This is a genomic window from Polyangium sp. y55x31 (assembly GCF_029946505.1).
Lineage (GTDB): Bacteria > Myxococcota_A > Polyangia > Polyangiales > Polyangiaceae > Polyangium.
Window position 1 is genome coordinate 1 of record NZ_JARZHG010000065.1, and the last position, 26,468, is coordinate 26,468.

The 26,468-nt window shown below is 70.1% G+C and carries 21 protein-coding genes; 12 read left to right on the top strand and 9 right to left on the bottom strand.

Going from position 1 to position 26,468, the window contains the following annotated elements; all coding sequences use genetic code 11:
* From QHF84_RS48620 to QHF84_RS48640, 5 genes are all read left to right on the top strand, one after another.
* On the top strand, positions 1-495 hold a 495-nt coding region (locus tag QHF84_RS48620; RefSeq protein ID WP_281320499.1), incomplete at its 5' end, for a hypothetical protein.
* A 75-nt stretch (positions 496-570) separates the two neighbouring features.
* Complete coding sequence (locus QHF84_RS48625) at positions 571-1,911, top strand: hypothetical protein (RefSeq protein WP_281320500.1); 1,341 nt, start codon at positions 571-573, stop codon at positions 1,909-1,911.
* 26 nt (positions 1,912-1,937) lie between these two features.
* On the top strand, positions 1,938-2,768 hold the full coding sequence (locus tag QHF84_RS48630; protein WP_281320501.1) for a hypothetical protein: 831 nt from the start codon (positions 1,938-1,940) through the stop codon (positions 2,766-2,768).
* A gap of 256 nt (positions 2,769-3,024) precedes the next feature.
* On the top strand, positions 3,025-4,116 hold the full coding sequence (locus QHF84_RS48635) for a hypothetical protein (RefSeq protein ID WP_281320502.1): 1,092 nt from the start codon (positions 3,025-3,027) through the stop codon (positions 4,114-4,116).
* A gap of 15 nt (positions 4,117-4,131) precedes the next feature.
* Complete coding sequence (locus tag QHF84_RS48640) at positions 4,132-4,725, top strand: gliding-motility protein MglA (RefSeq protein ID WP_281320503.1); 594 nt, start codon at positions 4,132-4,134, stop codon at positions 4,723-4,725.
* On the opposite strand, the gene QHF84_RS48645 is transcribed toward QHF84_RS48640, so the two are convergent.
* Both QHF84_RS48645 and QHF84_RS48650 read right to left on the bottom strand, forming a co-directional pair.
* Positions 4,726-5,805 carry a hypothetical protein gene (locus QHF84_RS48645; protein ID WP_281320504.1) on the bottom strand — a complete coding sequence of 360 codons (1,080 nt, stop codon included), beginning with the start codon at positions 5,803-5,805 and terminating at the stop codon, positions 4,726-4,728. It abuts the gene before it with no gap.
* Positions 5,806-5,807: 2 nt separating this feature from the next.
* The gene (locus QHF84_RS48650; RefSeq protein ID WP_281320505.1) at positions 5,808-7,229 is read right to left on the bottom strand and encodes a cytochrome ubiquinol oxidase subunit I; all 1,422 of its coding nucleotides are present in this window, start codon (positions 7,227-7,229) and stop codon (positions 5,808-5,810) included.
* A 161-nt stretch (positions 7,230-7,390) separates the two neighbouring features.
* Between QHF84_RS48650 and QHF84_RS48655 the strand changes: the two genes are divergently transcribed.
* Entirely contained in the window at positions 7,391-8,503 is a 1,113-nt protein-coding gene (locus QHF84_RS48655) for an SUMF1/EgtB/PvdO family nonheme iron enzyme (RefSeq protein WP_281320506.1), read from the top strand.
* Here the strand turns inward: QHF84_RS48655 and QHF84_RS48660 are convergent.
* Complete coding sequence (locus tag QHF84_RS48660; protein ID WP_281320507.1) at positions 8,489-9,019, bottom strand: sigma-70 family RNA polymerase sigma factor; 531 nt, start codon at positions 9,017-9,019, stop codon at positions 8,489-8,491. The genes QHF84_RS48655 and QHF84_RS48660 overlap by 15 nt on opposite strands.
* A gap of 96 nt (positions 9,020-9,115) precedes the next feature.
* Positions 9,116-12,259: an AAA family ATPase gene (locus QHF84_RS48665; protein ID WP_281320508.1), complete on the bottom strand. Its 3,144-nt coding sequence runs from the start codon at positions 12,257-12,259 to the stop codon at positions 9,116-9,118.
* Positions 12,260-12,509: 250 nt separating this feature from the next.
* Here QHF84_RS48665 and QHF84_RS48670 point away from each other — a divergent pair, with 250 nt between their 5' ends.
* Positions 12,510-13,082 carry a GNAT family protein gene (locus QHF84_RS48670; protein ID WP_281320509.1) on the top strand — a complete coding sequence of 191 codons (573 nt, stop codon included), beginning with the start codon at positions 12,510-12,512 and terminating at the stop codon, positions 13,080-13,082.
* Between the two features lie 12 nt (positions 13,083-13,094).
* Here QHF84_RS48670 and QHF84_RS48675 read toward each other — a convergent pair whose 3' ends face one another.
* From QHF84_RS48675 to zwf, 4 genes are read right to left on the bottom strand one after another with little or no spacing between them, the layout of a single operon-like run.
* On the bottom strand, positions 13,095-14,156 hold the full coding sequence (locus tag QHF84_RS48675; protein WP_281320510.1) for a glucokinase: 1,062 nt from the start codon (positions 14,154-14,156) through the stop codon (positions 13,095-13,097).
* Between the two features lie 43 nt (positions 14,157-14,199).
* Positions 14,200-14,934: a 6-phosphogluconolactonase gene (pgl, locus tag QHF84_RS48680; protein ID WP_281320511.1), complete on the bottom strand. Its 735-nt coding sequence runs from the start codon at positions 14,932-14,934 to the stop codon at positions 14,200-14,202.
* Entirely contained in the window at positions 14,931-15,971 is a 1,041-nt protein-coding gene (locus QHF84_RS48685) for a glucose-6-phosphate dehydrogenase assembly protein OpcA (RefSeq protein ID WP_281320512.1), read from the bottom strand. The genes pgl and QHF84_RS48685 overlap by 4 nt, the downstream gene beginning before the upstream one ends.
* Entirely contained in the window at positions 15,968-17,560 is a 1,593-nt protein-coding gene (gene zwf, locus QHF84_RS48690; RefSeq protein WP_281320513.1) for a glucose-6-phosphate dehydrogenase, read from the bottom strand. Before zwf ends, QHF84_RS48685 begins: the two co-directional genes overlap by 4 nt.
* A gap of 130 nt (positions 17,561-17,690) precedes the next feature.
* Between zwf and QHF84_RS48695 the strand changes: the two genes are divergently transcribed.
* The 3 genes from QHF84_RS48695 to QHF84_RS48705 all read left to right on the top strand — a co-directional run bounded on the left by QHF84_RS48695 (position 17,691) and on the right by QHF84_RS48705 (position 20,140).
* Positions 17,691-18,173 (top strand): DUF433 domain-containing protein, encoded by a 483-nt coding sequence (locus tag QHF84_RS48695; protein WP_281320514.1) that lies wholly within the window; start codon positions 17,691-17,693, stop codon positions 18,171-18,173.
* 221 nt (positions 18,174-18,394) lie between these two features.
* Positions 18,395-19,684, top strand: a complete 1,290-nt coding sequence (locus QHF84_RS48700) for a hypothetical protein (RefSeq protein WP_281320515.1) — start codon at positions 18,395-18,397, stop codon at positions 19,682-19,684.
* A gap of 129 nt (positions 19,685-19,813) precedes the next feature.
* Positions 19,814-20,140: a rhodanese-like domain-containing protein gene (locus QHF84_RS48705; protein WP_348652948.1), complete on the top strand. Its 327-nt coding sequence runs from the start codon at positions 19,814-19,816 to the stop codon at positions 20,138-20,140.
* A gap of 7 nt (positions 20,141-20,147) precedes the next feature.
* Here QHF84_RS48705 and QHF84_RS48710 read toward each other — a convergent pair whose 3' ends face one another.
* Positions 20,148-21,530, bottom strand: coding sequence for a carotenoid oxygenase family protein (locus QHF84_RS48710; protein WP_281320517.1), 1,383 nt, complete (start codon positions 21,528-21,530; stop codon positions 20,148-20,150).
* 124 nt (positions 21,531-21,654) lie between these two features.
* Here QHF84_RS48710 and QHF84_RS48715 point away from each other — a divergent pair, with 124 nt between their 5' ends.
* Positions 21,655-24,135: a hypothetical protein gene (locus tag QHF84_RS48715; protein WP_281320518.1), complete on the top strand. Its 2,481-nt coding sequence runs from the start codon at positions 21,655-21,657 to the stop codon at positions 24,133-24,135.
* Positions 24,125-26,440, top strand: coding sequence for a hypothetical protein (locus QHF84_RS48720; RefSeq protein ID WP_281320519.1), 2,316 nt, complete (start codon positions 24,125-24,127; stop codon positions 26,438-26,440). The genes QHF84_RS48715 and QHF84_RS48720 overlap by 11 nt, the downstream gene beginning before the upstream one ends.
* The last annotated feature ends 28 nt before the right edge of the window (positions 26,441-26,468 follow it).

The following is a 26,468-nucleotide window of genomic DNA, read 5'->3' on the forward strand; positions in this document are numbered from 1 at the left end:
GCCGCCGCGCCCGCGTCAGCCGTCGCCCCCGCGCCCGCGTCCGCCGCGGCACCCGCGTCCGCGTCCGCCGCCGCGCCGGAGCCTGCCGCCTCGGCCGCTCCTTCCGCCTCCGCCTCCGCAGCAGCCCCGGAAGCGCCGCCGGCCGACGCGGCGCCGCTGCCGGCCGTGAAGGTCAAGAACATCGGAATGCACATCGGCGGCGGGCCGAACGACGACGCCAACAAGGCGCCGTTCAACCGCTCGGTCGAGCCCCATTTCGACGAACTGCGCCGCTGCTTCGCCAAGGTCGACGATCCCAAGAAGGGCGGCGATTTCGGCGTCGACCTCCTCGTCGACGGCAAGGGCGGCAAGGCCCAGGTCTCGCACCCTCGCACCGCGCTCAAGGGCGAAGGGTTCGTGCCTTGTGTCGTCGGCGTGTTCGAAGCCATCGAATTTCTGCGCCCGAAGGGCGGCAAAAAGACGATGGTCAGTTATTCGATCCGCTTCACGCCCTGACCTTGTCGCGCCTCGCCTGCGCGGCATACTCTTCCCCGCTTCGATCCACCCTTCTTCTTCTGCGAGGTCATCGACATGCGCTTGCTTCCTCGATTGGCGGTTCTCCGTTCGGCCCTCTTGCTCTCGGGCCTCGTCTCTCTGGTCGCGCTCGGCCCGATCGCATGCTCGGCGAGCAACGAGACACCCGGCGCGGGCGGCAGCGGCCAAGGGGGCGACGGCGCGCAGGGCGGGTCGGGCGGCGACGGCGGCTCGGGGGGGACGATGGTCGGCTCCGGCGGGTCGGGTGGTGAGGGCGGCACGGGCGGCATGATGGCCGGCTCCGGCGGAATGGGCGGGGCGGGCGGCAGCGGCGGCAGCGGCGGCAGCGGTGGAATGGGCGGCGGGCAAAATGGCACCGCGACGAAGGTCGTCAGCGTCTACGGCAGCGGCAGCACCGTCATGGCGAACGAGACGGACCTCGCATCGGGCGTGGGCAAGTCGACGCCCTGGCAGGACCAGAGCACGGATGCGATCGGCCTCGTCTCCGACGGCCCGGGCAGCGGCCTCTGCGTGCTTCGATCGAGCGCGGGGGGCGAGCTGCGCGTCGCTTCGTATTCGGCCGGAGCGTGGACGCCCGGGTTCAACCAAGCCCTGCCAGCGCTGGAGGCGGGCCTCGCGAGCCAGGGCGGGCCGCAGCTCGCGGCGGCCGGCGGCATCGGGCACCTCGTCTACAAGGGCACGGACGGCTTTTATTATTATGGCCGCCTCCAGAACAAGGTCTGGGTGAGCAAAAAGGAGGCGATCACCGCGAATGGCCAGCATTCCTCGGGGCCAAACCCGCCGGCCGTGGCGGCCGTCGGCAATGCGCCCGTGATCGCGTTCATCGGCGCGGACGGGACGTTTTACGATCAATCGCGGGCCGGCGGCGCGTGGACGGCCGCCACGCCGCACTCGATCGGCGTCAAGGCGGCGGCGGCGACGCCCGGCATCGTCGCGCTCGAATCCGGCCCGGAGCTCGTCGCGGTCTTCGCGAGCGAGGCGGGCACCTTGAATTGGCTCTCCCGCAAGGGGCTCGTCTGGACGAACCCCCAGCCCATCGAGGGCGCCTCCTCGCTCGATCAACCGAGCCTCGCGCCTCTCCCCGGCGGCGGCGCGCTGCTCGCGTATCGAGGCACGGATCAGCGCCTCTACACGGCGCGGCTCTCGACCGGCGACGCACCGACCTGGTCGGTCCCCGTGCAGGGCGCGGGCGGGGGGAATCCGATCCTCGTCGTGCCACCGGCCATCACGCGCGGCGGCAAGGGCGCCGAGGCCGAAATGATTTACGCTGACAACCTGAACAGCGTGTATTCGACGCGGCTCGTCGGCGGCGCGTGGCTTCCCCGCGCCTTCGCGGGCAGCGCCTCGGGCCGGATCGCGATCGCCACCCTGCCTTGACCTGACCGTGCTAGCGTGCGGGCCCCATGGCTCACGCGCAAGACGACCTCCAGAAGGCTCGCACCGGCGGTGTCCTTCTCCTCCGCGACAACACCTGGAGCGATTGCGCCATCGACGGCATGCGCGGCGATTTCCGCCGCCTCACCGTCCAGGGCACCCGCGGCTTCTGCAACGTGAACGCCGGCCGCCATCACGTCGTCACGAACCACGAGGACGAGCCCATCGTCCTCGATCTCATCCTCTACCCCGGCGAGACGCTCGTCCGGCGGCTCGACGTCGACGAGCGCGAGTTCGTGCTCGATGATCCCGAGACCGAAAAGAAATACCTCGCGCTCGCGGCGGGCGGCAGCCGCGGGGCCATGGCGAGCGCGCTCGTCGATTACGAAAAGGCGATCGTTTCCGCGAGAGGCCGCGCGCCCGAGCTCTTGCCCGACGAGATCACGAGGCGCGTCGGCGCCGCATTCGTCGCGGCCGCGGAGCAGGCGGCGGCGGGCGCCGATCAGGGCGTGCTCATGGAGCAGACCTACAAGGCCGGCCTCGAGCTCATTGGCCACGTCATGCCCTTCTCGCACATCCAGAAGTTCGTCGGCCTCTTCTCCATGTCGGCCTCGAAGCACGCGATGGAGGGCAATTACGAGCTCGCGGCGCGGATCACGCTCCTCGGCCTCTCCATTCTCCCGGGCGAGCCTTGGCTGCTCGACCTCCTCGCGAATCTTTATTCGGACGGAGGCGCGCCGGTCTCCGCGCTCCCGTTCAGCGAGGAGGCGCTCCGGCGCGCGCACGTGCTCCCCGAGAAGCTCGCCCAGCAGATCCGGGCGACGTACGCCGAGATCTCGGTGGCGGCCCAGGGAAGTTGACGGGCGAGCTTGACAGGATGACCGGCGCTCCGTAGATTACGAGATACCGGTCCGGAAGAAGGAACCGCCGTTCCACCGACCGACGAGTCACGGCGGGCCGCCCTCGGGCGACGACGAACAACCCCAGCGCTGGACACGGATCACATGGTGGAGCGACGGCTCCATGGATGTCGATTTCCGTCCGGCATAGGGGGCGATTGTGAAACGAACGGAAATCGACGCCCTGGTGCGCGCGCACCGGGGGCGGGCTCGTCCCGTGGCTTTTTTGCATGTCCTCCGCCAGGCCAGGCTCGACGAGGACGATCAATCCTTTTTGCGCGAGCACGTCGCCGAGCTAGGCGTGCCTGATTTGCTCGCCTGGCGCGCGCGCTGCGAGCCGGGCTTCACCGGCACGGTTTTGCGCGCGCTCGCTCGGATCGCGCTCGAAGATCCGTCGCAATTCGAACACGAGGTCCTCGACGCGCCGCGATTCTCGCTCGACGACGACGAGTGGGTCGAGCTCGCCGACCTCACGCGCGGCAAGGTCCCGCCGCGTGTCTTCGATCGAATCACGGCCCGCCGCGTCCGCGCCGAGGCCCCCAAAGAAAAGGAGAGCGCCGCGCTCGCGACCGACGATTTCGACCTGGCCGGCTACCTCGAGTCGAGCCTCGCCGAAATCGCGCCGGCAGGACCCGGCCTCGCGACCCCGATCGACGCCTCGCTCGCGCCGGAGGCCATCGTCGAGCGCGCGCGGAATGCGTGGAGCCCGGAGGAGCGCGTCATGCTTCTCGAATGGGCCGCCGCGCACGGCGTACCACGCAAACCCCTCGTGGAGATCGCCGTCGCCGCGATCCGCGCGGGTGAGATCGATCCACGCCTCCGCGCCTTCGTCGCCTCGCAGGTCGGCACGCGCGCCGCCTGGGATGCGCATGGGCTCGACGTCGTGCTCGCATTCCTCGATCGGAGCGCTCATTCCTCCCTCTCGGAGCTTTGCGCTCTCGTGTGGAGCGCGGCCCGCGGCGCGCCCGCGGTGCGTGGCGTTCCCGGGCGCGACGAGCCGCAAGGATTGCTCTCTGCCATGAGCGCGGCCTTCGCCGCAGCGCTCGTCCACGTGGCCCGCGAATCCCTGGTCGCGTCCTTGCCCGCGCGCGCGATGGCCGCCCTCTCGGCGCTCGCTTGCCTCGCGCCGCCGCCGCGCCTCTCGCGCAGCATTCACGACCTCCTCCGCGCGCCCGGCGTCGCGGGAGAGGTCCTCGCGCTCGTCGAGCTCAACGTGCGGCTCGTCAAGCATTCGAGCGCCCGGGATGCCTCGTTCGAGAGCATCGTGGCCGCCATCCATTGCCTCGCCGACGCAGGGCCCGAGGCGTGAGGAGGAGGCGGCGACATGGCTTTCGTCAACGTCCCCTCGCGGGAGATCTTCCTCAAGATCGTGTACTACGGCGCGGGTTTGTGCGGAAAAACCGCGAACGTCGAGTACGTCCACGCGCGCGCCCCCGAGGCGTCGCGGGGCAACCTCGTCTCGCTGAAGACCGAGAGCGAACGGACGCTCTTCTTCGATTTCATGCCCCTCGAAGTCGGCCAGATCCGCGGGTATCGCGTCCGGCTGCACCTCTACACGGTGCCCGGGCAGGTGTTCTACAAGGCGAGCCGCAAGCTCATTCTGAAGGGCGTCGACGGGGTGGTCTTCGTCGTCGATTCGCAGTCTGCGCGCCTCGAAGCGAACGTCGAGGCCCTGGAGGACCTCGGGGACAACCTCGCCGAGCTCGGCGCCGCGCGGGGGGAGATCCCGTGCGTCGTGCAATACAACAAGCGTGATCTGCCCGAGATCGAGCCCCTCTCACGCCTGCGGGAGTTCTGCAATCCGATGGGCGCGCCCGAGGTCGAGAGCGCGGCGAAGAGCGGCGTGGGCGTGATGGAGACGCTGCAGGCGGTGTCGCGCTCCGTGCTCCAGCGGATGGGCGGCCGGAAGGTCGCCTGATCAGGCGGCGGGCCGCTCGGCCCGCGTGAGCGCCGTCCGGATCGCCCAGGTGGCGAGCACCGCATTCACCAGGAAAAACCCGAGGAAGAGCCACCGGCCCGAGACCTGGGCGGCCCGCGCGTGCTCCGGATACAGCGCCGCGAAATCGACGGCCGTGATGCGCAGGACCTCGCGTACGACCGTCGTCCCGAGGATCACGAAAAACAGCCCCGCCGAGGCGATCCCGAGCCATTTCCCGCGATTCGCCTGGGCCCGATACAGCCCGACGAACCCCGCGCCCTCCACGACGACGCCCGCCGCCGCCGCGACGAACCACGGCAATGCCATCGGCCCGACCGCGTGCGCCCTCGCCGCGGGCCCCACGAGCATCGCGTATCCGGCGGCGCACGCCCCCGCGACGACGAGCCCGCCGAGCCCGAGCCGCGCCACGCGCTGGAACGTCGCCGTTTCCACGGGCGATCCAGCGCGCTCGCGTCGATGGAGCTGCCAGCCGAGCAAGACCGCGAGCGTCGGGAGCGCGCCGAGCGTCCAGAGCAGCATACGCGGCAGGATCTCGCGGTTCTCGTAGATCATCGACTTCGACGCGTACATCGGCGCCCACGCACCCTCGCTCCGCGCGAGCAGGTAATTTTCGGTCCACGAGAGCGCGGTGAACAGGAAACACGCGAGGGCCCCCGTCGTCACGAGCACCTTGAGCCGCGGCCGCGCCTTCACGAACGCCGTCTTCTGCGCGTAGAGCAGGTAAAACCCGACGATCAGCGCCGGCAGGATGAGCATCCAGCGGTGGAAGAGCAGCAGGTTCGCCGTGTAAAACGCTTTTTTGTAGAGGATCTGGATGAAGAGCAAGGGCGCGATCCCGGCCGTGATCGCGGCCGAGAGCGCGAACGGGAGCCAGTCGCGGAGCAGCTCCGCGAGCACGTCGCTCGTCCCCGATTTGCCGCGGATCTGACGGACGAGCAGGACACCCGTCCCGGCGAGCACGTAGTTCATGAACACCACGTGCGCGACGAGCGTGAGCACGTACGTCGCGAGGTAAAACGCGGTCGGCCCGGGGAAACCGAAGGGGAAGGGGGCGTCCATGATTACCTCTTTTTCTCCGACGCGGTCGTGTATCCCGGCGCCGTGCCGGCCTCGTCGAGCCAGCGCTTGATCTGCGCGAGCTCGGCCGGATCACTCGTGACCTCGAATTCCTTGGGCCTCGAAGCGGCCTCCCATTCGATGTACCGCACGAGCGCTTCGAGCTCCTCGGGCGTGCCGGCGAACGGCGGCATGAAAGGCTTCGTGTGCTGGAGCTTCGCCACGTTGAGCCGCGTCTGCTCCGCCGTCCACGTGCCCGCGAGGTGCACGAGCCCGTTCACGCCGCCCACCGTGTGGCAAACGCTGCACTGGAATCGGTAGACCTTCGCCCCGAGGCGCACCTGATCATTCGGAAAATCGGCCGCGTCGCGCAGCGGGTAGGGATCGAGCGTGACCGAGCCTTGTTCGCGCATCGTCACGATCTCGGCGGGCGTCATCGCGTTCGAGTAGAGCGTCTCGCGCACGGTGAAGGGCTTGCGCGCGCCCTCGCGGACGAACTCGCCGCCCGCGGTCGCCGCGAATCCGAGCACGATGAGCAAGGACGCGGTCGCGCTGTTGATGTAGAGGCGGCGGAGGAGCAGGCCAAAGAGCGCGTACAATCCGACGAGCAGCGACGCGCCCGCGCCCAGGCCGAAAAACATGCTCATCGCGGGGCTGCCGCCGAGCACCCAGCTCCGGCTGTCCTTCGGCATCGCGAGGAGGTACCAGGCGCCGAGCAGCGGCATGAGCGCCATCGGCGCGAGCAGGTGCGCCGCCCGATGCAAAAGCTCTTTTTGCTCGTCCCTCTCGAAGGGCGAGACGCTGATGACGAGCGCCGCGACGAGCGCCGCGATGGCCATGGCCGCGAACGTGCGGAAGAAGAGCGAGGGCCAGAACGTGGGGTTGAAGAAGCCGGCCCAGAGATCGCCGCTCTCGAGCCAGGCGCCGGGCGTGAGCTGCCACGAGAGAATGCCGTTGATCCAGAACAGGCTGAACCAGGCCGCCGTCGTGTAGAGCCCGAGCAAGAAGAGGCGCGAGCGCCCGTCGAGGCGATCGCCATAACGGTAGAAGCAATACCCGGCGATGACCTCGAGCGCGAAGAACGTCCACTCCGTGGCCCATACCCAGTGGAACGTGTCCACCATGAGCCCGATGGTGCGCGGGCTCGTCTGGATCGAGGTGAACCACATGCCGACGCCGGTCAACGCGCCGACGACGAAGCTCACGAGCACGAGGACCTTGAAGTAGCCGCTCGTGAACCGCCGAGCGGATGGCAGCTTTCCTTTGCCGGACAGCCACTCGAAATACGTCATCAGCACGCCGCCGCCGATCGCGAACTGCGCGAGGAAGACGTGGAAGATGCCGAGTCCCCCGATGACCAGGCCCTTCATGAGAGGGCCGAAATCGTTCGTGGGATAGTAGGGGACGCCGAGCGATGAGGTATCCACGGTGACGGTAATGATGTAAGGGGTGCCCTGCGCCGTTTTCAACGGCAAAGTTGCCGCAGTCGGGCGCAATCGCCGCGGCAGGTTGCCACGGGGCGCGGCGCGCGCGTCACCCTTCGTCCGGGCATCTCCGTTCGTCCCGAGACCTGCTATCGTGCGCGCCCGTGCCCGTTCGGTGGTTCGTCCCGGTCGTCGCCCTGGCCACGCTCGCAAGCTGCAAGGCGAGCTCGAACGACGACCGAGCGCCCGCGCCGCCACCCCCGAGCGCATCCGCCGCGCCCTCGGCCGCGCCGGCGCCGGAGGGCGGGGCCCTCGCGGCGAGCGAGAAGCGAGAGGACGTGGGCGCGGCGCCGGATGCGGCGATCGTCGACGATCGACCGCTCCACCACACGACGCAGGAAGAGCTCCTCGCGCTGATCTCGATCGCGCCGGGGAAGAAGTGGCGCAAGCGTGATCCGGGCGAGTTCTTGCGGCGATACGTGGGACCCGACGGGCCCGGACAAACGAACCAGGGCAACCCCGCGCTCGCGCGGCACGTGATCTCCCGGGCGCAATGCCTCGAAGGGCTGCGCGGGATCACGCTGCAGACGGAGGCGCAACGCGAGGCGTGCGGCGGGCACGAGAACATGGTGCCGATTTACGAGGGCGGCGATCCGGAGAAGGCCAAGGTCTGCATCGACGTCTTCGAGTATCCGAACCGCCCTTGCGAGCTGCCGATGGTGTGGGTGCCGCCGGCCCACGCCGCGGCGTTTTGCGAGCTGCAAGGAAAGCGGCTCTGCACGCAGGACGAGTGGGTCCTCGGCTGCCGCGGCGATCCCGGGGGAGGGGAGCCGAGCACCTACGCCTACGGGAGCGAGCTCGACCTCGACATTTGCAACACCAACAAACCCGCGGCCAAGTGGTCGGACAAACCTTGTGATCCGCGGACGATCGACACGACCTGGGCCACGTGCGCGACGAACACCGAGCCGTCGGGCTCGTACCCGCGGTGCCGCTCGCGGTTCGGCGTCTTCGATCAGCACGGCAACGTGGCCGAGGCGATGACGCGCTTCGATCCCGAGGAGAACAAGGTGGTCTCGCAGCTCAAGGGCAGCGCGTTTTTTTACGTGGACGTGGCGCGCAGGCTCGACGAGCCGCCGCGGCGCGAGGTGTACTCGGACCACTGCGCGCACGATCCCCGCTGGCACGTGCAGCCGATCCGGAAGGCGTTCCACGTGAACTACCACCTCGGCTTCCGTTGCTGCTACGCGCGCGGCGGTAGATCACCTGGGCGATAACCGCTCGATACGAGCGCGCGCCACGCGTTCGAGCGTGGTGATCCGGCGGAAAGCCACGTTGCGGGTGATCCCGAACCGCAACGCGAGCTCGTCGAGCGTGGCGTCTTCGAGGAAATAAGCGACGAACAGCGCGCGATCCTCGTCCGTCATGGGACCGAGGGCCGCCTGGACGAGGCGCGCGGCGTGCGCCCGTTCGTCCGTCGGGGATCCGGGCGCAGGGGCGAGGGCGAGCCCGCGGTGCCCGAGGCTCTCGTATCGATGGCGGCTGAGGCGGAGGAAGTTCTGGCCGAGCTGCCAGGTGATGCCGTCGAGCCAGGCGCGCATGCGCCCCTCGGGGGCGTTGTCGACCTCGTGCCAGCGCTCGAGCGCGATGACGAAGGCATGCTGGACGAGATCCCTCGCGTCTTCGGGCAAGAGGCCCATGCGGCGGAGGCGCCGGCGAAGGGAGGCGGCGACGAACGCGTAGAGCCAAGCTTGTTCCGGCGCGAACGGGTTGCGGGGAGGACGACGGGCCACATACGGGTATTTGTCGACCGACGCGCCGTTCTTAAAAAATGTGAGCTTTCGAAAGGGACCGACGGGGCTGCGATCGTCCCGGAAGTCGCGGACCGCTCAGCGCGCTCCTTCGAGCTCCAGGAAAAGCACGTGCCCTGCGCGATCTCCCGCGACGATCGAACGCTTCCCCGGTCCCGCGATCAAGGCCTCCACGGGATCCCGCACCACGAGCCGCGCGACGGGCATCCCGCCCGCGAGATCCCAGACCCGGATCGTCCGGTCCTCCGCGGCGCTCACGAAGTGTCGGGAGTCCCCGAGCCACGCGAGGGCCGCCACCGGCGCCGTGTGCCCCGAAAGGACGCGGACCACGCGCCCCGCGCCGAGATCCCAGACCCGGATCGTGTGATCCTCCGACGCGCTCACCAAGAACCCGCCGTCGGCCGAGAGCACGACCGCCCGCACCGCCGCCTCGTGCCCGACGAGCTCGCCGACCTCGGCCCCCGAGCTCACGTCCCAGAGCGCGACCTGCCCATCGGCGCTGCCGGCCGCGAGCCGATTCCCCACGCGCGCCGCGCAAAGCGGATCCCCGCGGGTCGTCGTGTAGGTCCGCACCCGCTGCCCCTCCGTGAGATCCCACGCGCCGAGGGGCCCCTCCTGGCTCTTCGTGATCACCATCGTGGCCCGCTCGTCCACGAGCAGCGGCGCGCAGAGCGGGACGCCCGAGCGCCCGAGCGAGGTCGTGCCCGGCCCGCATCCCGGCAGATACGAGATCACCCACGTGAGCTGCCCCGTCGCGACGTCCCACACGCGGAGCGATCCGTCCACCGACGCCGAGATCACGCGCCTGCCGTCCGGGGTGATCGTCACGCCGTGGACCCACAAAGCGTGCCCTTCGAGCACGGCGCGGAGCTCGCCGCGCCGCGCGTCCCAGATGCGTAGCGTGTCGTCGAACGAAGCCGACACCACGAACGACCCGTCCGGCGTCGCCGCGAGCGCGCTCACCCGCTCGTGATGCCCCTCCAGGACCCCAGGCGCCACGTGGGATCCGAGATTCCACACGCGCACCGAACGATCTTCCCCGCCGGAGACGACCGTCCGCCCGTCCGGCGAAAGCGCCACGGCTTGCACGCCTTGCGCGTGGCCGTGCAGGACCCCGAGCGGGATCCGCGCGGCGAGATCCCAGACGCGGACCGTGTGATCCCACGATCCCGAGGCCAAAAAGCGCCCGTCCGGGGTCACGGAAAGGCTCGTCACGCCGTCGGTGTGCCCTGGCAAAAGCTCGGGCGGACTGCCTTCGAGCGGCGCCCAGCAAAGCACGGCGTCCTCGTGCGAGGCCGCGACGAGGGCCCGGCCCTCCGCCTTCATCGACACGGCCGCGCGCGGCGAAGCGGGCTCGTCGAGCGCCTTCCCGATGCGCCCCGACGCGACCTCCCAGAGCCGGAGCGTCGCGTCGTCGCCCGCCGAGAGGCAAAACCGACCGTCCGCCGTCACGGCCACGCTCTGCACGCCGCCCGCGTGGCCTGAGAGCGTCCGGACGACCTCGCCGGTCGCGAGGCTCCACACGCGCAAGGTTCCATCCTCGGACGCCGATACGACCGTGCCCGCGCCTTCCGCGAAGGCCACCGCATGCACGGCGCCCGTATGCCCGCGGAGCTGCCGCGTCACCCGCGCCGTCCCGAGATCCCACACGAAAAGCGCGCCATCCGCCGCCCCCGAGACCGCCGTCCGTCCGTCCGCCGAGACGGCGAGCCCACGGATGGGCGAGACGTGCCCCGTCAGCACGAAGAGCGCCTGTCCGGCGTCGAGATCCCACACGCGCACCGTCCGATCGTCGGAGGCCGAGAGCGCGAGGCGCCCGTCCCGCGTGACCGCGACCGCGTTCACCTTCGCCGCGTGACCTTCGAGCACCCGCGCCGAGGCCTCGCCACGGCGGCTCGTCCTCGCCCGCACCCGGATCCACGGCGAATGCCGCTCCAAAAGGGCCCCGTCGAGCGCCTCGGCGAGCTTCGTCGCTTCGATCTCCTCGGCCCGCGCCCGGAGCTGCTGCAGGAAAAACGCCGGCTCGCGCGCCGCGTCCCAGCCGAGCAGCGCGTTCGCCTCGAGATCGAGCGCCCCGCGCATCGACACGACACTTCGGGCCCCCGGCGCCCACGGCGAGGATGCGCGCACGTCCGCGAGCACGGCCGTGATGCCCCGCTCGGCGATCTCGCTCTCGATGCTGCGGACGTCGCCGAGCGCGCGTTCCAGGGACACCGCCGCCGCCGCGCGCAGTTCGTCCCGAAAAACGGGATCGAGGGCGCCCTCGACGAACGCCCGCACGTCGGGCCAGAGCCGCGCTCCCCCGGCCTCGTCGACGTCGACGAGGTTCGTTGCCGCGAGCGCACGGACCGCCGCGTGGATCGGCTCCCCCGGCGTTCGCCCCGCGAGCCAGGCGAGCCGCGCCGCCGGCACGAGCCCCTGTCCGCCGCACATCGAGAGCAGCGCGACGAGCCGCCGCGCCTCGCCCTCGGGCACATCGTCCCAGCCGAGCTGCATCACGGCCGCGCGCGCCTTCGCGAGGTCCGCGCCCGCGAGCCGCGTCGCGAGCTCCGCGGCCGACCGACCGGGCTTTCGCGCGAGCCAGCCCGCCGCGATCGACAGCACGAGCGGATCCAGCGCGAGCGCCCGGCACATCCGTCGCGCGTGCTCCACCTCCGCTGCGTCGGGCGACTCCCGCCCCGAGAGCAGGAGCTCGACCTTCGATTCCTCCGCGAGCGGGCCGAGCTCGAACGTGGGGAGCACGAGATTGCCCGGCGGCGCGCGCATCGTGAAGAGGAGCCTGCACGCGAGCTCTGCCGGGACGAACCCGAGCACGCGCGCCGAGAGCGCGCAGGGATTCGGCACGCCGTCGATCACGAGCAGCGCGTCGGGCTGCAGGCGCAAATGCCGGGCGAACGCCTGGACGAGCTTCCTCCGCCGATCGGAAAGCGGCCCCTCCACGCGGAGCCCGATCGACCGGGCGAGCGCCGCGAATCCCTCGTCGCAGCCCGAAGGCGCGTCGACCCAATACACGCCGCCCGGATATTCGTGCCGGTATCGATTCGCATAAGCGAACGCGAGCGCCGTTTTCCCCGCGCCCGACCGCCCGCAGACCCCAATCGCGCGCTCCTCGCCGCGCAGCACCGCGTGCAAGAGCTCGAGCTCGCGCGTGCGCCCGACGAACGCGGGAGCCAGAGGCCGGCGGACGAGGAATGGCACGGGCGCGAACGAGCGAATGGGCATGTCTTTTCGAGATGGACGTGCGAATTCGTCCGCCTCGCAGGCATCATGCCCTGGTCTTGCGCCTCCGTCGAGAGCCGCGGGGCGGAATCGTTGCATGTGCAATCATTGGACAAACGATTCGCAAAGCATGGCGCTCTGGACGCGTGCGCCAATGGTGGAATCGAGGGGATGCCTCGACATTTCGGTTGCCGCCGCCTGCAGCGTTCGTGCTTCCGTTCCCGCTGCGTTTTGATTTCGCTACCCTGCGCCCATGCTCCCCCTCCGCGCCGTCTTCCGGGGCAAGCGTGTCGCCCTCCGCGCGCCCCGCGCCTCGGATGCGCCTCGCATCGTCGAGATTCGCGCCCGATCGAGGGAATATCTCGAGCCTTGGGTGCCCGTCCCCGGCCCTGACGAATTCGACGTCCCCCTCGCGCGCGCCCGCATTCTGCGCGACCGGCGCGATATCCGCGCCGACCGACACTACCGATTCTGCATGACGCTCGGCGAGGACGGTCCCGTCATCGGCCGCGTCGCCCTCACCCAGGTCTTCCGCGGCATCTTCCAGAACGCCTACATCGGCTACTGGGTCGACGTCGAGCACCATGGACAAGGCTTCACCACCGAGGGTGTAAGGCTTGCGCTCGACGTCGCCTTCCGCGACCTCGGCCTGCACCGCATCCAGGCGGCCATCATGCCGCACAACGCCGCGAGCCTCGCCGTCGCCCGCAAGTGCGGACTCCGGCACGAGGGTCGCGCTGTGCGGTACCTCCAGATCGCCGGCGCCTGGGAGGATCACCTGCTCTTCGCCGTCACCGCGGAGGACTGGCAAGCCGCGCCGGCGTGACGTGAGCCCGTTCTATTTCGACGAACGCTTGCGCACCGGGATGCGCTTCGTGCGGGCAGGTCGCTCCTCGCCCTCGGTCACCAGCTCCTTCGCGATGGCCAGCGCGCCGCGCACCCCGACGAGCGGATCCGTCACCACGGCGATCGGGATCTGCGCCATGAGCGCGGAGAACCGCCCCTTCTTGCGGAAGCCCTCCAGGAACTGCCCCCGCCGCGCGAGCACGATGTGCCGCGCGATGTTGCCCGCCACGAACACGCCCCCGAGCGCGAGCTGCTTCAGCGCGAGGTTTCCCGCCTCGGCGCCGTAAATCGAGGCGAAGAGGTCCACCGCCTTCGCGGCCGGCTTCGACGCGCCGGACAAACCAAGCTCCGCGATCGTGGCGTTCCGATCGCCCTCCTCGAGCCGTCGCTCGTTCGCCTTCGTCTCACGCCCGCCGCGGGCCACGAAGAAATCGTAGAGCGCGCCGAGCCCGTTGCCCGAGAGCACGCGCTCGTAGCTCACGTGCTCCGGGAACCGCTTCGAGAGGAACGCGAAGAGCTCGGCCTCGACCGCGTCGCGCGCCGCGAAATCCGTGTGGCCTCCCTCGGTCGGCAGCACGAGGTGCTTCGACCCGTCCCACACGATCAGCGCCTCGCCGAGCCCCGTCCCGGCCGCGATCACGGCCAGGTGGTTGCCCTTCGGCTTCGGCCGCGTATCGCCGAGCGGCACGGCGACGTCGGGGGGCACGTGCAAGCAGCCGCGCGCCGCGACGGCGAGATCGTTCGCCAGCACCACGCGATCGAGCGACAGGCTGCGCGCGAGCTTCACCTCGTCGAGCCGCCACGCGAGGTTCGTCACGGTCGCGACGCGATCCCGGATCGGCCCGGCGACGCCGAGCACCGCGACGGACGGGTGCGGATGATCCGCGCTCGCGAGGAAGCTCCGCGCGATCTCCTCGAACGTCCCGTGCTCGCGGCTCGGCAAGACTGCTTCGAGCAGCAACTTTCTCCCGAGGCCGTCGTAGAGCGAGAGCCGCGTCCGCGTGCCCCCGATGTCGCCGACGAGGATCGATCCGGTCCCACCGCGCTTCTTCATGATGACCTTTTGCCCCGTACGAAGTTCCAGGCGGGAAAGCAAGCTACGCGATCTCGCTCATGCCTTCGAGGAACCACATGACCTGGCCACGCGATCGGAGGAGCACGCGCGCGGGCACCTCGTCCTCGGGCCCGTCCATCCACGCCGCCGCGATGGGCCCTCGTTTTTGCTCGTCACGCGCCACGAAGATGGCCCAGTGCGCCTCGCAGAGCACCGGCGCGGTGAGCGTGAGCCGGGCTTCGAGGCCCTTGTCCGGCTGCGCCGGGATCGCCGCCACGAGCCGATCGTCGATCGCGGTCGCGCCCATCCCCGGGAAGAGGGACGCCGTGTGCCCATCGTCCCCGATGCCGAGCGTCATGACGTCGAACGCGACCGCTCGTGTCACGCCGAACGTGCGCCGGAGCAGCGCCTCGTACCGTGCCGCGGCCGCTGCGAGATCCGGATCCTCCGCCTCCATCCGATGCACGCGGCCCGCCGGGGCACGATCGAGTCCGAGATCGGCGTAGGCCATCCCGTAGTTCGAGCGCGGCGAGGTGGGATCCACGGCGCGCTCGTCCACCCAGAACCAGTCGATCCGATCGAGCGGCAGCTCCATCTGCGCGAGCCTCCGGTGCACGGGGCGCGGCGTCGATCCGCCCGAGAGCGCGACCCTCGCCGTCCCGCGCTCCTTCACCGCCGCCTTGATCAACGTCGCGAGCGCGGTCGCCGCGTTTTGCACGAACGTCTCTTCGTCCGCGGCACCGATGACGATGTAACGCGAGTCGGCTGTCTTGTTCATCGTTCGCTCCATTGTGCCCCGAGGATGATCGCATCCCGCAGCACCCGATCGCCCTCCGTCGCATCGAGCGCCTTCACCAGCACCCACGCCTCGTCCCTGTAGCCGAGCGCGTGCTCGTGCGACGTCACGCGCGCCCCGCGCCGCGTCCATGCGACCTGCTTCGGGTTCTCCTGGTCGCGCACGCACGCGAGCGAGAGCGGCTGTCCTTCGAGCGCGGTCTCGATCCACACGCCCGTGATCTGCCCCGGCGAGAGCCCCTCGCGCGGATCGTCGCGCAGCGTGATCCGCACGGTCTCGCCATGTCGATCCAGCGCCCGATCCCGCGCTTCGAAGCCCCAGCCGAGCCTCGATCCGAGCCAGCCGAGGAAAAGCGCCGCCGGCTCGGTCGCGCCGCCCGGCGTCCGACCCACCGTGACCTCACGGATCGATTCCAGGGCGGCAAGCGCGTCGTCGAAGAACCGCGCCACGAGCTCGCGCCACTGGTACGTCCGGACGAACTGGCGATCGCCCACGGGGACCGAGGACGCGTGGAGCATCTCCGCGATCCGCGCGACGCTCGTGTGCGCCGAGTCGACGATGAGCCGATCGGCGCGCGGGAGCAGCGACGGCAAGAGCGCGCGCGGCGCCCCGCGACCGATCTCCACGACGACGGGCACCTCCGGCAGCGCGAGCGTCGCCACCACCGAGCCGGCGCGTTCGCACGCCATCGCGCCGAACGTCATCTCGATCCAGTCGAAGCAGATCGGCGTCCCGCCGTCGAGCCGGCACGCGGCGCGCACGTCGTAGCTCACCTCCCAGGGCGCGAGGCGCCCGTCGCTCGTCAGCACGAACGCGCGCCCCGGGTGCGTGTCCGCGAGCGCGTCCGTGGTCGCGCGCGCTTGCTCGATCTCCGACGACGCCGCGACGAAGGCGAAGCTCATCGTCGACGAGCGCACCTTCGTCATCGGCGCGCCCGCCTGCTCGTCCGGCGAGGACCAGAACGACGCGAGCTCTCCCTCGATCCGCGCGAGCGCCTCGCCGACCGGGAGCGCCGTCACGGCTTCCTCCACTTGTCGCCCGGCACGAGCAGCCGATCTGCCTCCGGCGGGCCCCAGCTCCCGGCCTCGTACGTCGCGATGGGCGCGTCCAGGTCGCGCCAGCCTGCGAGGATCGGATCGATGAAGCCCCACTGCGCCTCGACCTCGTCGGCGCGCGTGAACAGCGTCGCGTCCCCGCGCATCGCGTCGAGGATGAGCCGCTCGTAGGCCTCGGGCGTGCTCGATCCGAACGCCGTCCCGTAGCGGAAGTCCATGGCGACGTTGCGCATCGTCATGCCGCCGCCCGGCACCTTCGTGGCGAAGCGCAGCGCGATCCCTTCGTCCGGCTGGATGCGCAGCACGAGCACGTTCGGCTCGTCCTCGCCGCGCCGGATGCTCGGGGGCGGGCCGCCGTCCGTGCCCTGCGGCGCTTCGCGGAAGAGCCGGTGCGGCAGCGGCTTGAAGTGCAGTGCCACCTCGGCCACGCGCTTCGCGAGCCGCTTGCCCGAGCGCAGGTAGAACGGCACGCCGCCCCAGCGGAAGCTGTCGATCCGCATCGACATCGCGACGTACGTCTCCGTCTTCGAGTTCGGATCCACGTCCGGCTCTTCGCGATAGCCGGGTACCCTGTCGCCGCGCACCGTGCCCGCCGTGTACTGCGCGCGCACCGTCTTCTCGAGCACCTCGCGCCCGCGGATCGGCCGCAGCGCGCGCAGCACTTTCACCTTCTCGTCGCGGACCGCGTCCGCGTCCCACGACGACGGCGGCTCCATCGTCACCATCGTGAGGATCTGCAGCGCGTGGTTCTGCACGATGTCGCGCGTGATGCCGGTCTGATCGTAGAACTTGCCGCGCCCCTCGACGCCGAGCTCCTCGGCCACCGTGATCTGCACGTGGCTCACGTGCTGCCGCGACCAGAGCGGCTCGAAGATCGTGTTGCCGAACCGGAAGACGAGCAGGTTCTGCACCGTCTCCTTCCCGAGGTAGTGATCGATCCGGTAGATCTGCCGCTCGTCGAGGCACGCGAGCAGGTCCTTGTTCAGCGCCCGCGCGCTCGCCAGATCCTCGCCGAACGGCTTCTCCACCACGACCCGCTGGTAGCTCGCGTCCGGCCCGTCTTGCGGGGGCACGACGAGCTTCGCGTCACAGAGCCCGCGCACGATCGCGGGCACCTCGGTCGGCGCGACCGCCAGGTAAAACACCCGGTTTTGCCCCGTCCCGCGCTCGACCTCGAGCCGCCCGAGCTCCGCCGCGAGCCGCCCGTACGTCTCGGGATCGTTGAAATCCCCCTGCACGTACGCCATGCCCTTCTCGAGCTCGCTCCACGTCGCCTCGTCGAGCGGCTTGCGGCGCGAGTACTTCGCCACCGCATCGCGCATCTCCCGACCGAACTCCGGCTTCGGCCGCCGCGCCACGCCGACCACCGCGAACCCACCCGGCAAGAGCCGGCTCAGCGCGAGGTTGTAGATCGCCGGCAGGAGCTTGCGCCGCGTCAGGTCCCCGGATGCTCCGAAGATCACGACTGCTGCGGGCCGCACCGTCCGCTCGTCGGGCATGCCCTCGCGGAGCGGGTTTTCCTCGCCGCTGCCGACGTTCTCCGAAAACGACATGCGTTCCTCCCTCGCGGGACTCCCCGTCCCGCGGGGCAGGCTACCAGAGGCCCGACCGGCGCGGCGCGGGAGGCATCCGCTCTCCGATATCTTTGCTACCGGCGCGGCCCTGGCTACCCTCTCGGCACGTATGGCAGACGCAAGCCTCCCGCGCGTCCGGGTCCCTCATCCGCACGTGCGCTGCGACGCGAGGATCCTCGCAGGCAGCCCCCACGTCGAGGGATCACGCGTTCCCGTCCGGCGCCTCTGGGTCTGGCACCGTGGCGGGGCCTCGGTCGAGACCCTCTTGCGCCGCTACCCGAACCTCGGCCCGGCCCGCATCCTCGACGCGCTCTCCTTCGCGTACGACAACCAGGACCTCATCGACGCCGACCTCGCTCGCGAGCAAGCGCTCTTCGAAAAGCAAGGCGGCCCCACCATCGGCGCCCGCCCCCTCTCGCAGCTCCCGCTTCCTTTCGACGAAGCCGCCCCGGACAGCGAAAAAACCACCGCTGCCCTCTCGCGACAGCCCATGCTCCCCGGCATGTCGCCTCTCGTCCCGCCTCCTGCGCCGCCTGTATCCGCCCCGACCAAATCGGCTGCGTCCGTGACGAAGCCTGCACGCAAACGCTAGGCGCCTCAGCAAAGCCCGGGCGATCCAACGGTCTTTACAGCCCGACGAGACTAGGGCAGAAGGGCCCTCGTGCTGGGAGGGATCGACGCGGGGCGTCCAGGCAGCTCTTCGCCTGGTGAGCACCGCTTGCGGGACCTGCCACTCGGTAGTGACAGGCGGCATGGCGCAGAGCGCCCCCGCACACAGAGAGGCGCCCGCCCGGGTGCCGGAGGGTTTCTCAGATGAGCGTCAATCGTTGGAAGTTGTTCTCCATGCCGGTCGTCGTGCTCGGCATCGCTTCGCCGCTGCTCTCCAACTGCGGCGGCAAGATCCCCGGCGTCGGCGGCGTCGAGGTCCCGGAGGCCCTCAGCGAGGGCGTCGAGGCCGCGAAGGGCTGTGACGAGTTCAAGACCGGCGATTTCGGCTCCCTCGCGCTCAAGGGCGACGCGAAGGTCCAGGGCAAAATCAAGTCGTTCCTCCAGGTCTCGTACGACGTGAACAAGACCGTCGTCGACCTCGAGAAGGGCCTCATCGCGTCGTGCGGCGCGCTCGGCAAGGACCTCGGCATGAAGGACGACGAGCTCCGCGCCGAGGCCGGCGGGGGCAAGGGCGCGGACAAGGTCTGCACCGCGGTCGCCGCGAAGGTGAAGTCGATGCTCGCGGCGAACGCCGAGGCGAAGATCTCGATCGAGTACGATCCGCCCAAGTGTTACGCGGACGTCGACGGCATGGCGAAGTGCCTCGATGCCTGCGGCTCGCCGATCGAGCCGGGCAAGCTCGAGGCGAGCTGCTCGGGCGGCGAGGTGAGCGGCTCGTGCGACGCGCAGTGCAAGGGCACGTGCTCGATCGAGGCGGGCGCGCAGTGCACGGGCACGTGCAAGGCGAGCTGCTCGGGCAAGTGCGAGGCCGGCTTCAAGGGCACCTGCGGCGGCAAGTGCGACGGCAAGTGCGACGGCAAGCAGGCGAGCGGCGCGTGCGCCGGTCAGTGCGAGGGCAAGTGCGACGCGAAGGCCGAGGGCACCTGCTCGGGGACCTGCTCGGGCACCTGCTCGGCCGCGTGCGAGGTGAAGGGCCAGGCCAAGTGCGAGGGGAGCTGCTCGGGCGGCTGCTCGGTCGCGTACAAGGAGCCGAAGTGCTCGGGTGAGTTCAAGCCCCCGACGGTCGACGTCGAGTGCCAGCAGAGCTGCACGAACCGCGCGGCCGCGACGGCGAAGTGCGATCCGCCGGCCGTGCGCGTCGTGGCGAACGGCAAGGTGAACACCGACGTGCAGAAGCTCGTCGCCGCGCTGAGCCGCAACCTGCCCGGCATCATCAAGCTCTCCGCGGGCTCGGGCGCGAAGATCAAGGTCGGCGCCGAGGGCCTCGTGAAGACGGGCAAGGGCATGGTCGAGGTGGCCGGTGACGCGGGCGGCAAGGCCCTCGCGTGCATCAAGGCCGGCGTGGACGCGACGGCGAACGCGACGAGCTCGATCGACCTCAACGTCAAGGCGAGCGTCAGCGTCACCGCGTCGGCGAGCGCCAAGACCAACTGATCGGTCTCGGCCGCGCCTCCTCTCTCTCCGCTCTACTCTCTCCGCAACACTCCCTCACCCCCAACCCCCTCTCCCTTGCGGGAGAGGGGGCTTTCGCCGCGGCTGCCGCTGCGGTTGGAGCACCAATCATTGGTGGCCCAAGTTTCTCCCCGTGAGCTCGCCGATGCGATCGCGGCGGGCAAACCCGTCTACCTGATCGACGTGCGCAAGCCGTGGGAGCACGAACGAGCGGCGCTGCCGGGCAGCGTGCTCGTGCCGCTCGACGAGCTCACGGAGCGCGTCGACGAGATCGAGCCCCCGCCGGGCGCGCTCGTGGTCGCCTACTGCCACCACGGCGTGCGTAGCCTCTCGGCCGCCGCGCTGCTCGATCGCCTGGGCTTGCCCGGCGTCGCCTCCCTCCGCGGCGGCATCGACGCCTGGTCGCGCGAGATCGATCCGAGCATCCCCCGCTACTGACGTCGCTTCACGCGGGCACCCACGCCGCGTGGAACCCGTACGGCACGCGCCGCGGGATGCGCACGCGCGCCAGAGGCCCGCGCCCGATTTCCCGCGCGTCGAGCACGATCATCTCGGATTCGCCCGTCCCCTCGTCGTGCACGAACCCCACGACGTACCCATCGTCCTCGCGATCAGCGCCTTCCCTCGGGGCAAACACCATCTCGCCCCCGAAGCGATTCTTCCCGAAAATGTGCGTGTCGCTCCGGCCCTTCTCGAAGTCGTACCGCACGACCCCGTCGATCCACGGCAGATCCGTGCCCGGCATGAAATGCGCCGCCGTGCCGAACCGGTTTTTCCTTCCGGTGAGCCGATCGTCGATGCGCGTGAAATCCGCCTGTGCATCGTCGAGCTGCTCCTCCTTGGCCTCGCCCGTCTCGAGGTCGAACGTGAATCGCCACGCGCGCCCGCCGTCGTCATTGCGCTTCGCCTGCCCGGGCTCGAGCCCCATCACGTCGGTCTGCGCGAGCCGGCTCGCGAGCAGCACCACGCGCGAGCCCTCCTCGTACGCATTCCACACGTGGAAGATGAAGCACGCCGGCAGCTCGAACCAGCGCATCTGCGAGGCGTCGCCCCGCCGCGGCAGAATCCCGAACCGGCTCGGCCGATCCTTCTCGAAGGCGAGCGGCACCTCGCCGCGCTCCATGCGCTCCATCCGGAACGTGTAGGGCAGGTGCAGGAAGATCGAATAATGCTCCGTGATCGCGAAATCGTGCATCATCACGGGCACGTCGAGCGGGATCTGCACGTAATGGTCGAGCCGCCGATCCGGCCCGATGACGCCGTATTTGATGTACGGCATCCAGAGCGTGTACCCGAAAAACATCATCTCGCCCGTCACCTCGTCCACCTTCGGGTGCGCGGTGAACGGGTAATCGATTCGCCCATCGAAATCGACGAGCCCCACGGTCTCCAGATCGGGCAACCGGATCTCGTGCGGCGAACCTCCCTCCCACGTCGCATGAAGCCGTGACGCGTGGAGGGCGAACGCCGTGTTCGCCACGTTCTTGTAGATCATCCCGTGCGGCGGGTCGGCCACGTTCGGCGGCTCGGCAAAACCCGTCCAGAGCGCCCGTCCCGCCTCGCGCTCGAGCTGAAAACCTTTCGTGCGGACCCAGCGGTTCCGGTACGACGCGCGGCCGTCCTCGATGCGCACAGCGTGAATCATTCCGTCGCCGTCGAAGAAATGGTACCGCCCGATCGGCGCGAACTGCGCGTTCGGGCCGTTGCGCAGGAACGTGCCCCGGAGGTCCCGCGGGATCTCGCCGATCACCTGCAAATCGGGCACGTCGAGCTCGTCGTGCACCGGGCCCCAGTTTCCTTCGAGATAAGCGCTCCTGACGATTTGCATCGGCTCCTCCGGCGGCATCCCTGCGTTCGCGAGGGCAGGAGTAGTCGCGGGGTCGTCGGCCTGTCAAGCCGCCCCGGGGTTCGTCCCTGGAATGCGCTTCGTTCGTTCGGCGTTTCGCGCCCCCATGCGACGCCCGCGTGACGCCATCCTCTTTCTCGCGGTGTTTCTCTTCGTCCTTGGCCTCGGCGCCCTCGCGGCCGCCGCGCCGCCAGAATCGAAAGAATCCAAAGGCACCGTAACTTTACCGTTATCACGGTGGCGCGCCCTCGAAGATCAGATCGCCGCGCCGGCGCCACCGCATCACGCCGCCGAGGGCGTGCTCTGGGTCTCGCGGCGAATCGAGGGCCGCTTCCGCAAAGGCCTCTGGACCGGCCGCCTCGTTGCTCGCTTCGACGTCCTGCCCGGCGGCCCCGTCCGCGTCCCCGTCCTCGATCATCGCGCCGTCCTCGGCGAGGTCACGCTCGACGGCGAACCTGCCGCGCTCCTCGAAGACGGCGAGCGATATGCCCTCCCGCTCGATCAACCCGGCCGCCACGAGCTCACCGTCGATTTCCACTGGGGACGCGAGACCGAGCGATTCACCCGCACGCTCGACCTCTCGCTCCCCGAGGGCGGCCCGGTCGCGCTCGAAGCTCGTATTGCCGAGCGGGGCATCACGCCGACGCTCGCTGGCGGCGCGCTCGCCTCGTTCACCGAGCAAGGCGGCGACACCGTCGTCACGGGCCACCTCGACGGGAGCGGCGAGCTGCGTTTGTCCTGGAAACAGAGCAAGGCGAGCGAGCCGCGCGGCGAGGCCCGCATCGAGGCCCGCGAGCACACGCTTTTCCGCGTCAGCGAGGCCCTCGTCACCGGCCAGAGCCGGATCGATCTCCACGTCCTCGAAGGTGAAACCGACACGCTCCGGCTCTCCTTGCCGCAAGGCGTGGAGGTCCTGCGTGTGGAGGGCGACGCCGTCCTGCAATGGCATCCCCTCGCCGACGAAAAGGAGGGCCGCGTCCTCGTCGTCCTCCTCCGCCACCTCGTCGCCGACGAGGCGCAAATTCGCGTCGATTTCCAGCTCGCGAACCAGCCGCAGGCGCCCATCGAGCTCGTGATGCCCCTCCCATCCGCGCCCATTCCCACCGTGGGCTCGCTAGGCGTGCTCGGTCCGCCGGGATTGCGCCTGGATCCGCGTGGTGTCGAGGCCGCCGAGCGCCTCGCCCCGCGCGAGATCCCCGAAGAGCTCCAGGCGCTCGGCACGGGGCCCGTGCTTTTTGGCTATCGATTCGAGAAGGCGCCGCGAATCGTGCTTTCGGCCTCGCCCTTGCCCGAGCTCGAGCTCGCGCGTACAGTCGTGGACGAGCTCTCGGCTTCCACGGTCGTCCTCGGCGACGGCACCGAGCGCACGAAGATCGCGCTCCGGATTCGCAATGACGGCCGGCAATACGTCGAGCTCTCCTTGCCCGAGGGCGCGCGGCCGCTGCGTTCGTTCATCGACGGCCGCGAGGTCCGTCCCGCCCTGCTCGGCCAGCGCCTGCTCCTGCCGCTGCGCCAGAGCGAGCGCCTCGCCGCGGACCAGACCCGCGTTCACGTCGTCCGCGCCGGCGAGACCCTGAGCGACGTCGCGAACCTCTATTATGCCGATCCCTCCGCGTGGCAGCGGATCCTCGCGAAAAACCGCGCCGTCATCCCGGAGAGCGGCGCCCTCGTGAAGGACACGCGCCTCGAGATTCCGCCTGCGGCCGAGGCCACGAAAGAAGCGTTTTTCGTCATCGAGGTCGCCTACGAGCGCCCCCTCCACGCCCTCGGCGCGTTTGGCCTGGAAAAACTCCGCCTCCCCGGCCTCGACGTCGACACCACGAAGGCCGTCTGGCACGTCTACCTCCCGTCTTCGCACGAGCCCCTCGAATTCCGGGGTAACCTCCGGCAAGCCTCCCGCATCAAATACGACCCGTTCCGCCGTCTGCAATGGTATCTGCAATCGGCGCTCGGCGTCTCGACCGCGTCGGCGGGCGGGTATGAAAACATCCTCCAGAAGCGCCGCGCCATCTACAACGACGAGGCCACGGGCGGCGGCGAGCCTTTCGCCGCGCTGACCGAGTTCCCCCTGGTCGGCGAGCGATATCGCTTCCGCCGCATCCTCCTCGGCCGCGAGGTCCCCGAGATCACCGTCGTTTACGCGTCGAATGGCCTGCTCTCCTGGGTCCGGCATGGCGCACTCGCGGCCGTGTTCGTCGCGGCGGCCATCGCGCTTCGCCGCCGGGGGCGCGCGCCCCTGATTGCGCTCGCCGTCACGCTCGTCCTCGTCCTTTGCCTCGCCCATTTCATCCCCGGCATTCACCGCCGGATCCTCTGGGGCCTCGATCTCGCGCTCCTCCTCGTGCTCGCGCGTCGCGCGTGGCCCCGCGTTCGTCGCCTCGCGCGCGCCTTCGCCCGCGCGCCGTGGCTCTTCTTCCGGGCGATCACCGCCCGCAGGCTCGTCGCGGCCGCGGGTTTTTCCTGGCTCCTCGGCGAGCTCGCCGCTCGCCCGATGCTCCTTTCCCTGGCCGCGCTCGTGCTCTTGTCCGGCGTGTGGTTCCGCCTGCGGATCCTCGCGGAGCGGCGGAGGTCTCGTCATGCAACGTAATCGATCCGGTGCACTGTTCGCGTTTCTCCTGCTCGTGCTCTCGTCGCTCGTGGCCACGCACGCCGTGGCCGAAGAGGACGAGGGCGAACAGGCGTCGGAAGAAGCCCAGGCGGCCGAAGGCGAGGGGAGCGAGGAAGGGAAGGGGAGCGAGGGCGAAGAGGGCGAAGCGAAAACGTCGCCCGAGGCCCCCACGACGCAATTCGACGAGGTCATGAAGCTCAACGCGCCTCCAAAGGGCGAGGGCCAGGCGAAGCCCGAGGCGAACGAAGCCGAACCCGCCGCGGAAGGCGGCACCGCGACCGTGCCGCTCGCCGAATACACGGATCTCGCCCGCCGCGCGGCGCGCATTCGGAAGACCCGCGCGACGTTCGCGGCGGCGCCCGTGGTCCTCGGCGCCGCGTCGTACGACGGCGAGGTCGAGGGCGGTGTGCTCGCGCTCCGGGAAAAACTCGTCGTCACGCTCGCCGGCGACGGCCTCAAATTCGTGCCGCTCGTGGGCGACGACGTCGCGCTCGTCTCGGCCACCGCGGACGGCGAGCCCATCGGCGTGACGCGCAGGCCCGGGTATCACGTCTGGGTCACCGATCGCAAAGGCGTCGTGACCGTCGAGCTCTCGCTCCTCGTGGGCCCGCGCGGCGGGCGTGGATCCATCGAATACGCATTTCGGTCGGCGCGCACGCCGAGCACGCGCGTGGCGATTCGCCTCCCCTCGGAGGGCCTCTCGCCCCGCTTCGACGGCGCCGTCGTGAGCGAGGTCCGCCCCGAGCGCGGCGGCACCACTGCGCGCGCCACGCTCGCGCCCACGACCGAGATCCGCGTCGTCGGCTTCCGCGACGTCGGCGGCGTCGAAACCCCGGGCGCCGCGCGCGCCGTCGCCGAGACCGTCTCTCTCCTCAGCATCGACGAGCGCGCCGTCGAGCTCTTCACCGTCGTCCGTTACACCATTCTCCGCGGCGCGATGCAATCGTTCGAGGTCGCGCTCCCCGACGGCGTCGAGGTCGTCTCCGCGGAGGGCGAGGGCGCTTTCCATTCCACGACCGAACGCAAAGACGACGGAATCCTCCTTCGCGGCGAGACCGCCTTCCCGATCGAGGGCACCTACGAGCTCTCGCTCCGCCTGCGCCTGCGCGGCGGCGCCGGCAAGGATCGCGTGATGGCGCGCCTCCCGCATTGCCTCGGCGTCGAGCGCGAGCACGGCTGGCTCGCCGTCGAGGTCCCCGGCAAGCTGCGTATCAGCGAGACCTCGCGCGAGGGCCTCGTGGCCGTCGCCGTCCCCGAGCTCCCGACCGAGGCACGCGCGAGCGCGGTGAGCCCGATCCTCGACGCGTACCGTTATCACGCGGCGTCGCCCGCGCTCGGGCTCTCCGTCGAGCGTTTGCCCGAGCAGGAGCTCGAAGAGGGCGCGATCGATGTCGTCGAGGCCACGAGTGTCCTCGCGGCCGAGGGCAAGCTCGTCACGGACCTGCGCGTCGTCCTTCGTAATGCCTCTCGCCCGAGCCTCGCGCTCGGCTTGCCGCCGAACACCGAGGTCCGCGCCGTCCGCCTCGACGGCGAGCCCGCGCGGCCGAGCCGCGGCGAGGACGGGAAACTCCTCTTGCCGCTGCAACGCTCGCGCGGCGCCGATCACGAGGAGCCCATCACGCTCGACATCGTCCTCGAATCGAGCCTCCCTCCGCTCGGGCTCCTCGGCGCGCCCGAGGTCGCGCTTCCTGCGCTCGACCTCGGCGTGGCCGCATTGCGGTGGCGTCTCCATCTGCCGGCCCACAATGAATACATGGACCTCCGGACCGACGTCCCCGCCGAGGTCTACGCCGGCGCCGCGAGCTGGCACAAACCGCCGCATTTGAAGCGCGCGGTGCGCTGGAACGAATCCGAGGAAGGCGAAAGGCGCGAAGCCCCCGCCGTCGCGCCCACGTGGACCGAGCTCATTGCCGCGAGCACGGAAAAGTCGCACGTGCGGTACTGGGTCGGCCCCGGCACCGTCGTCCGCGCCCGCGTCCCGTTCGTCCGGGGCTACCTCCTGCTCCCGCTGAAGTTTGCCTTCGTGCTCGCCTTCTTCGCGGGGATCGGCTCGTTCCTCTACCGGCGCGCCGGACGCAATCGCGCCGCCGCGGGAAAACCGCGCACCTCGCTCGTCGAGCTCGCCGTGCGTTTGCCCGGGCGCATCAAGGCCTTCTGGCGGCGACAAACCTTTTCGCGGCCCCTCGCCGCGCGCGTGGCGCTCCTCTCGCTCGGCTTCGTCGCCGCCCTTGGCTTCTTCGTGCACCGGTTCGGCAAGCTCGTGCAGGCGCTTCTTTCCGGCTGAGCACGTCGGTCCTCCTCGCGCCCGGCGG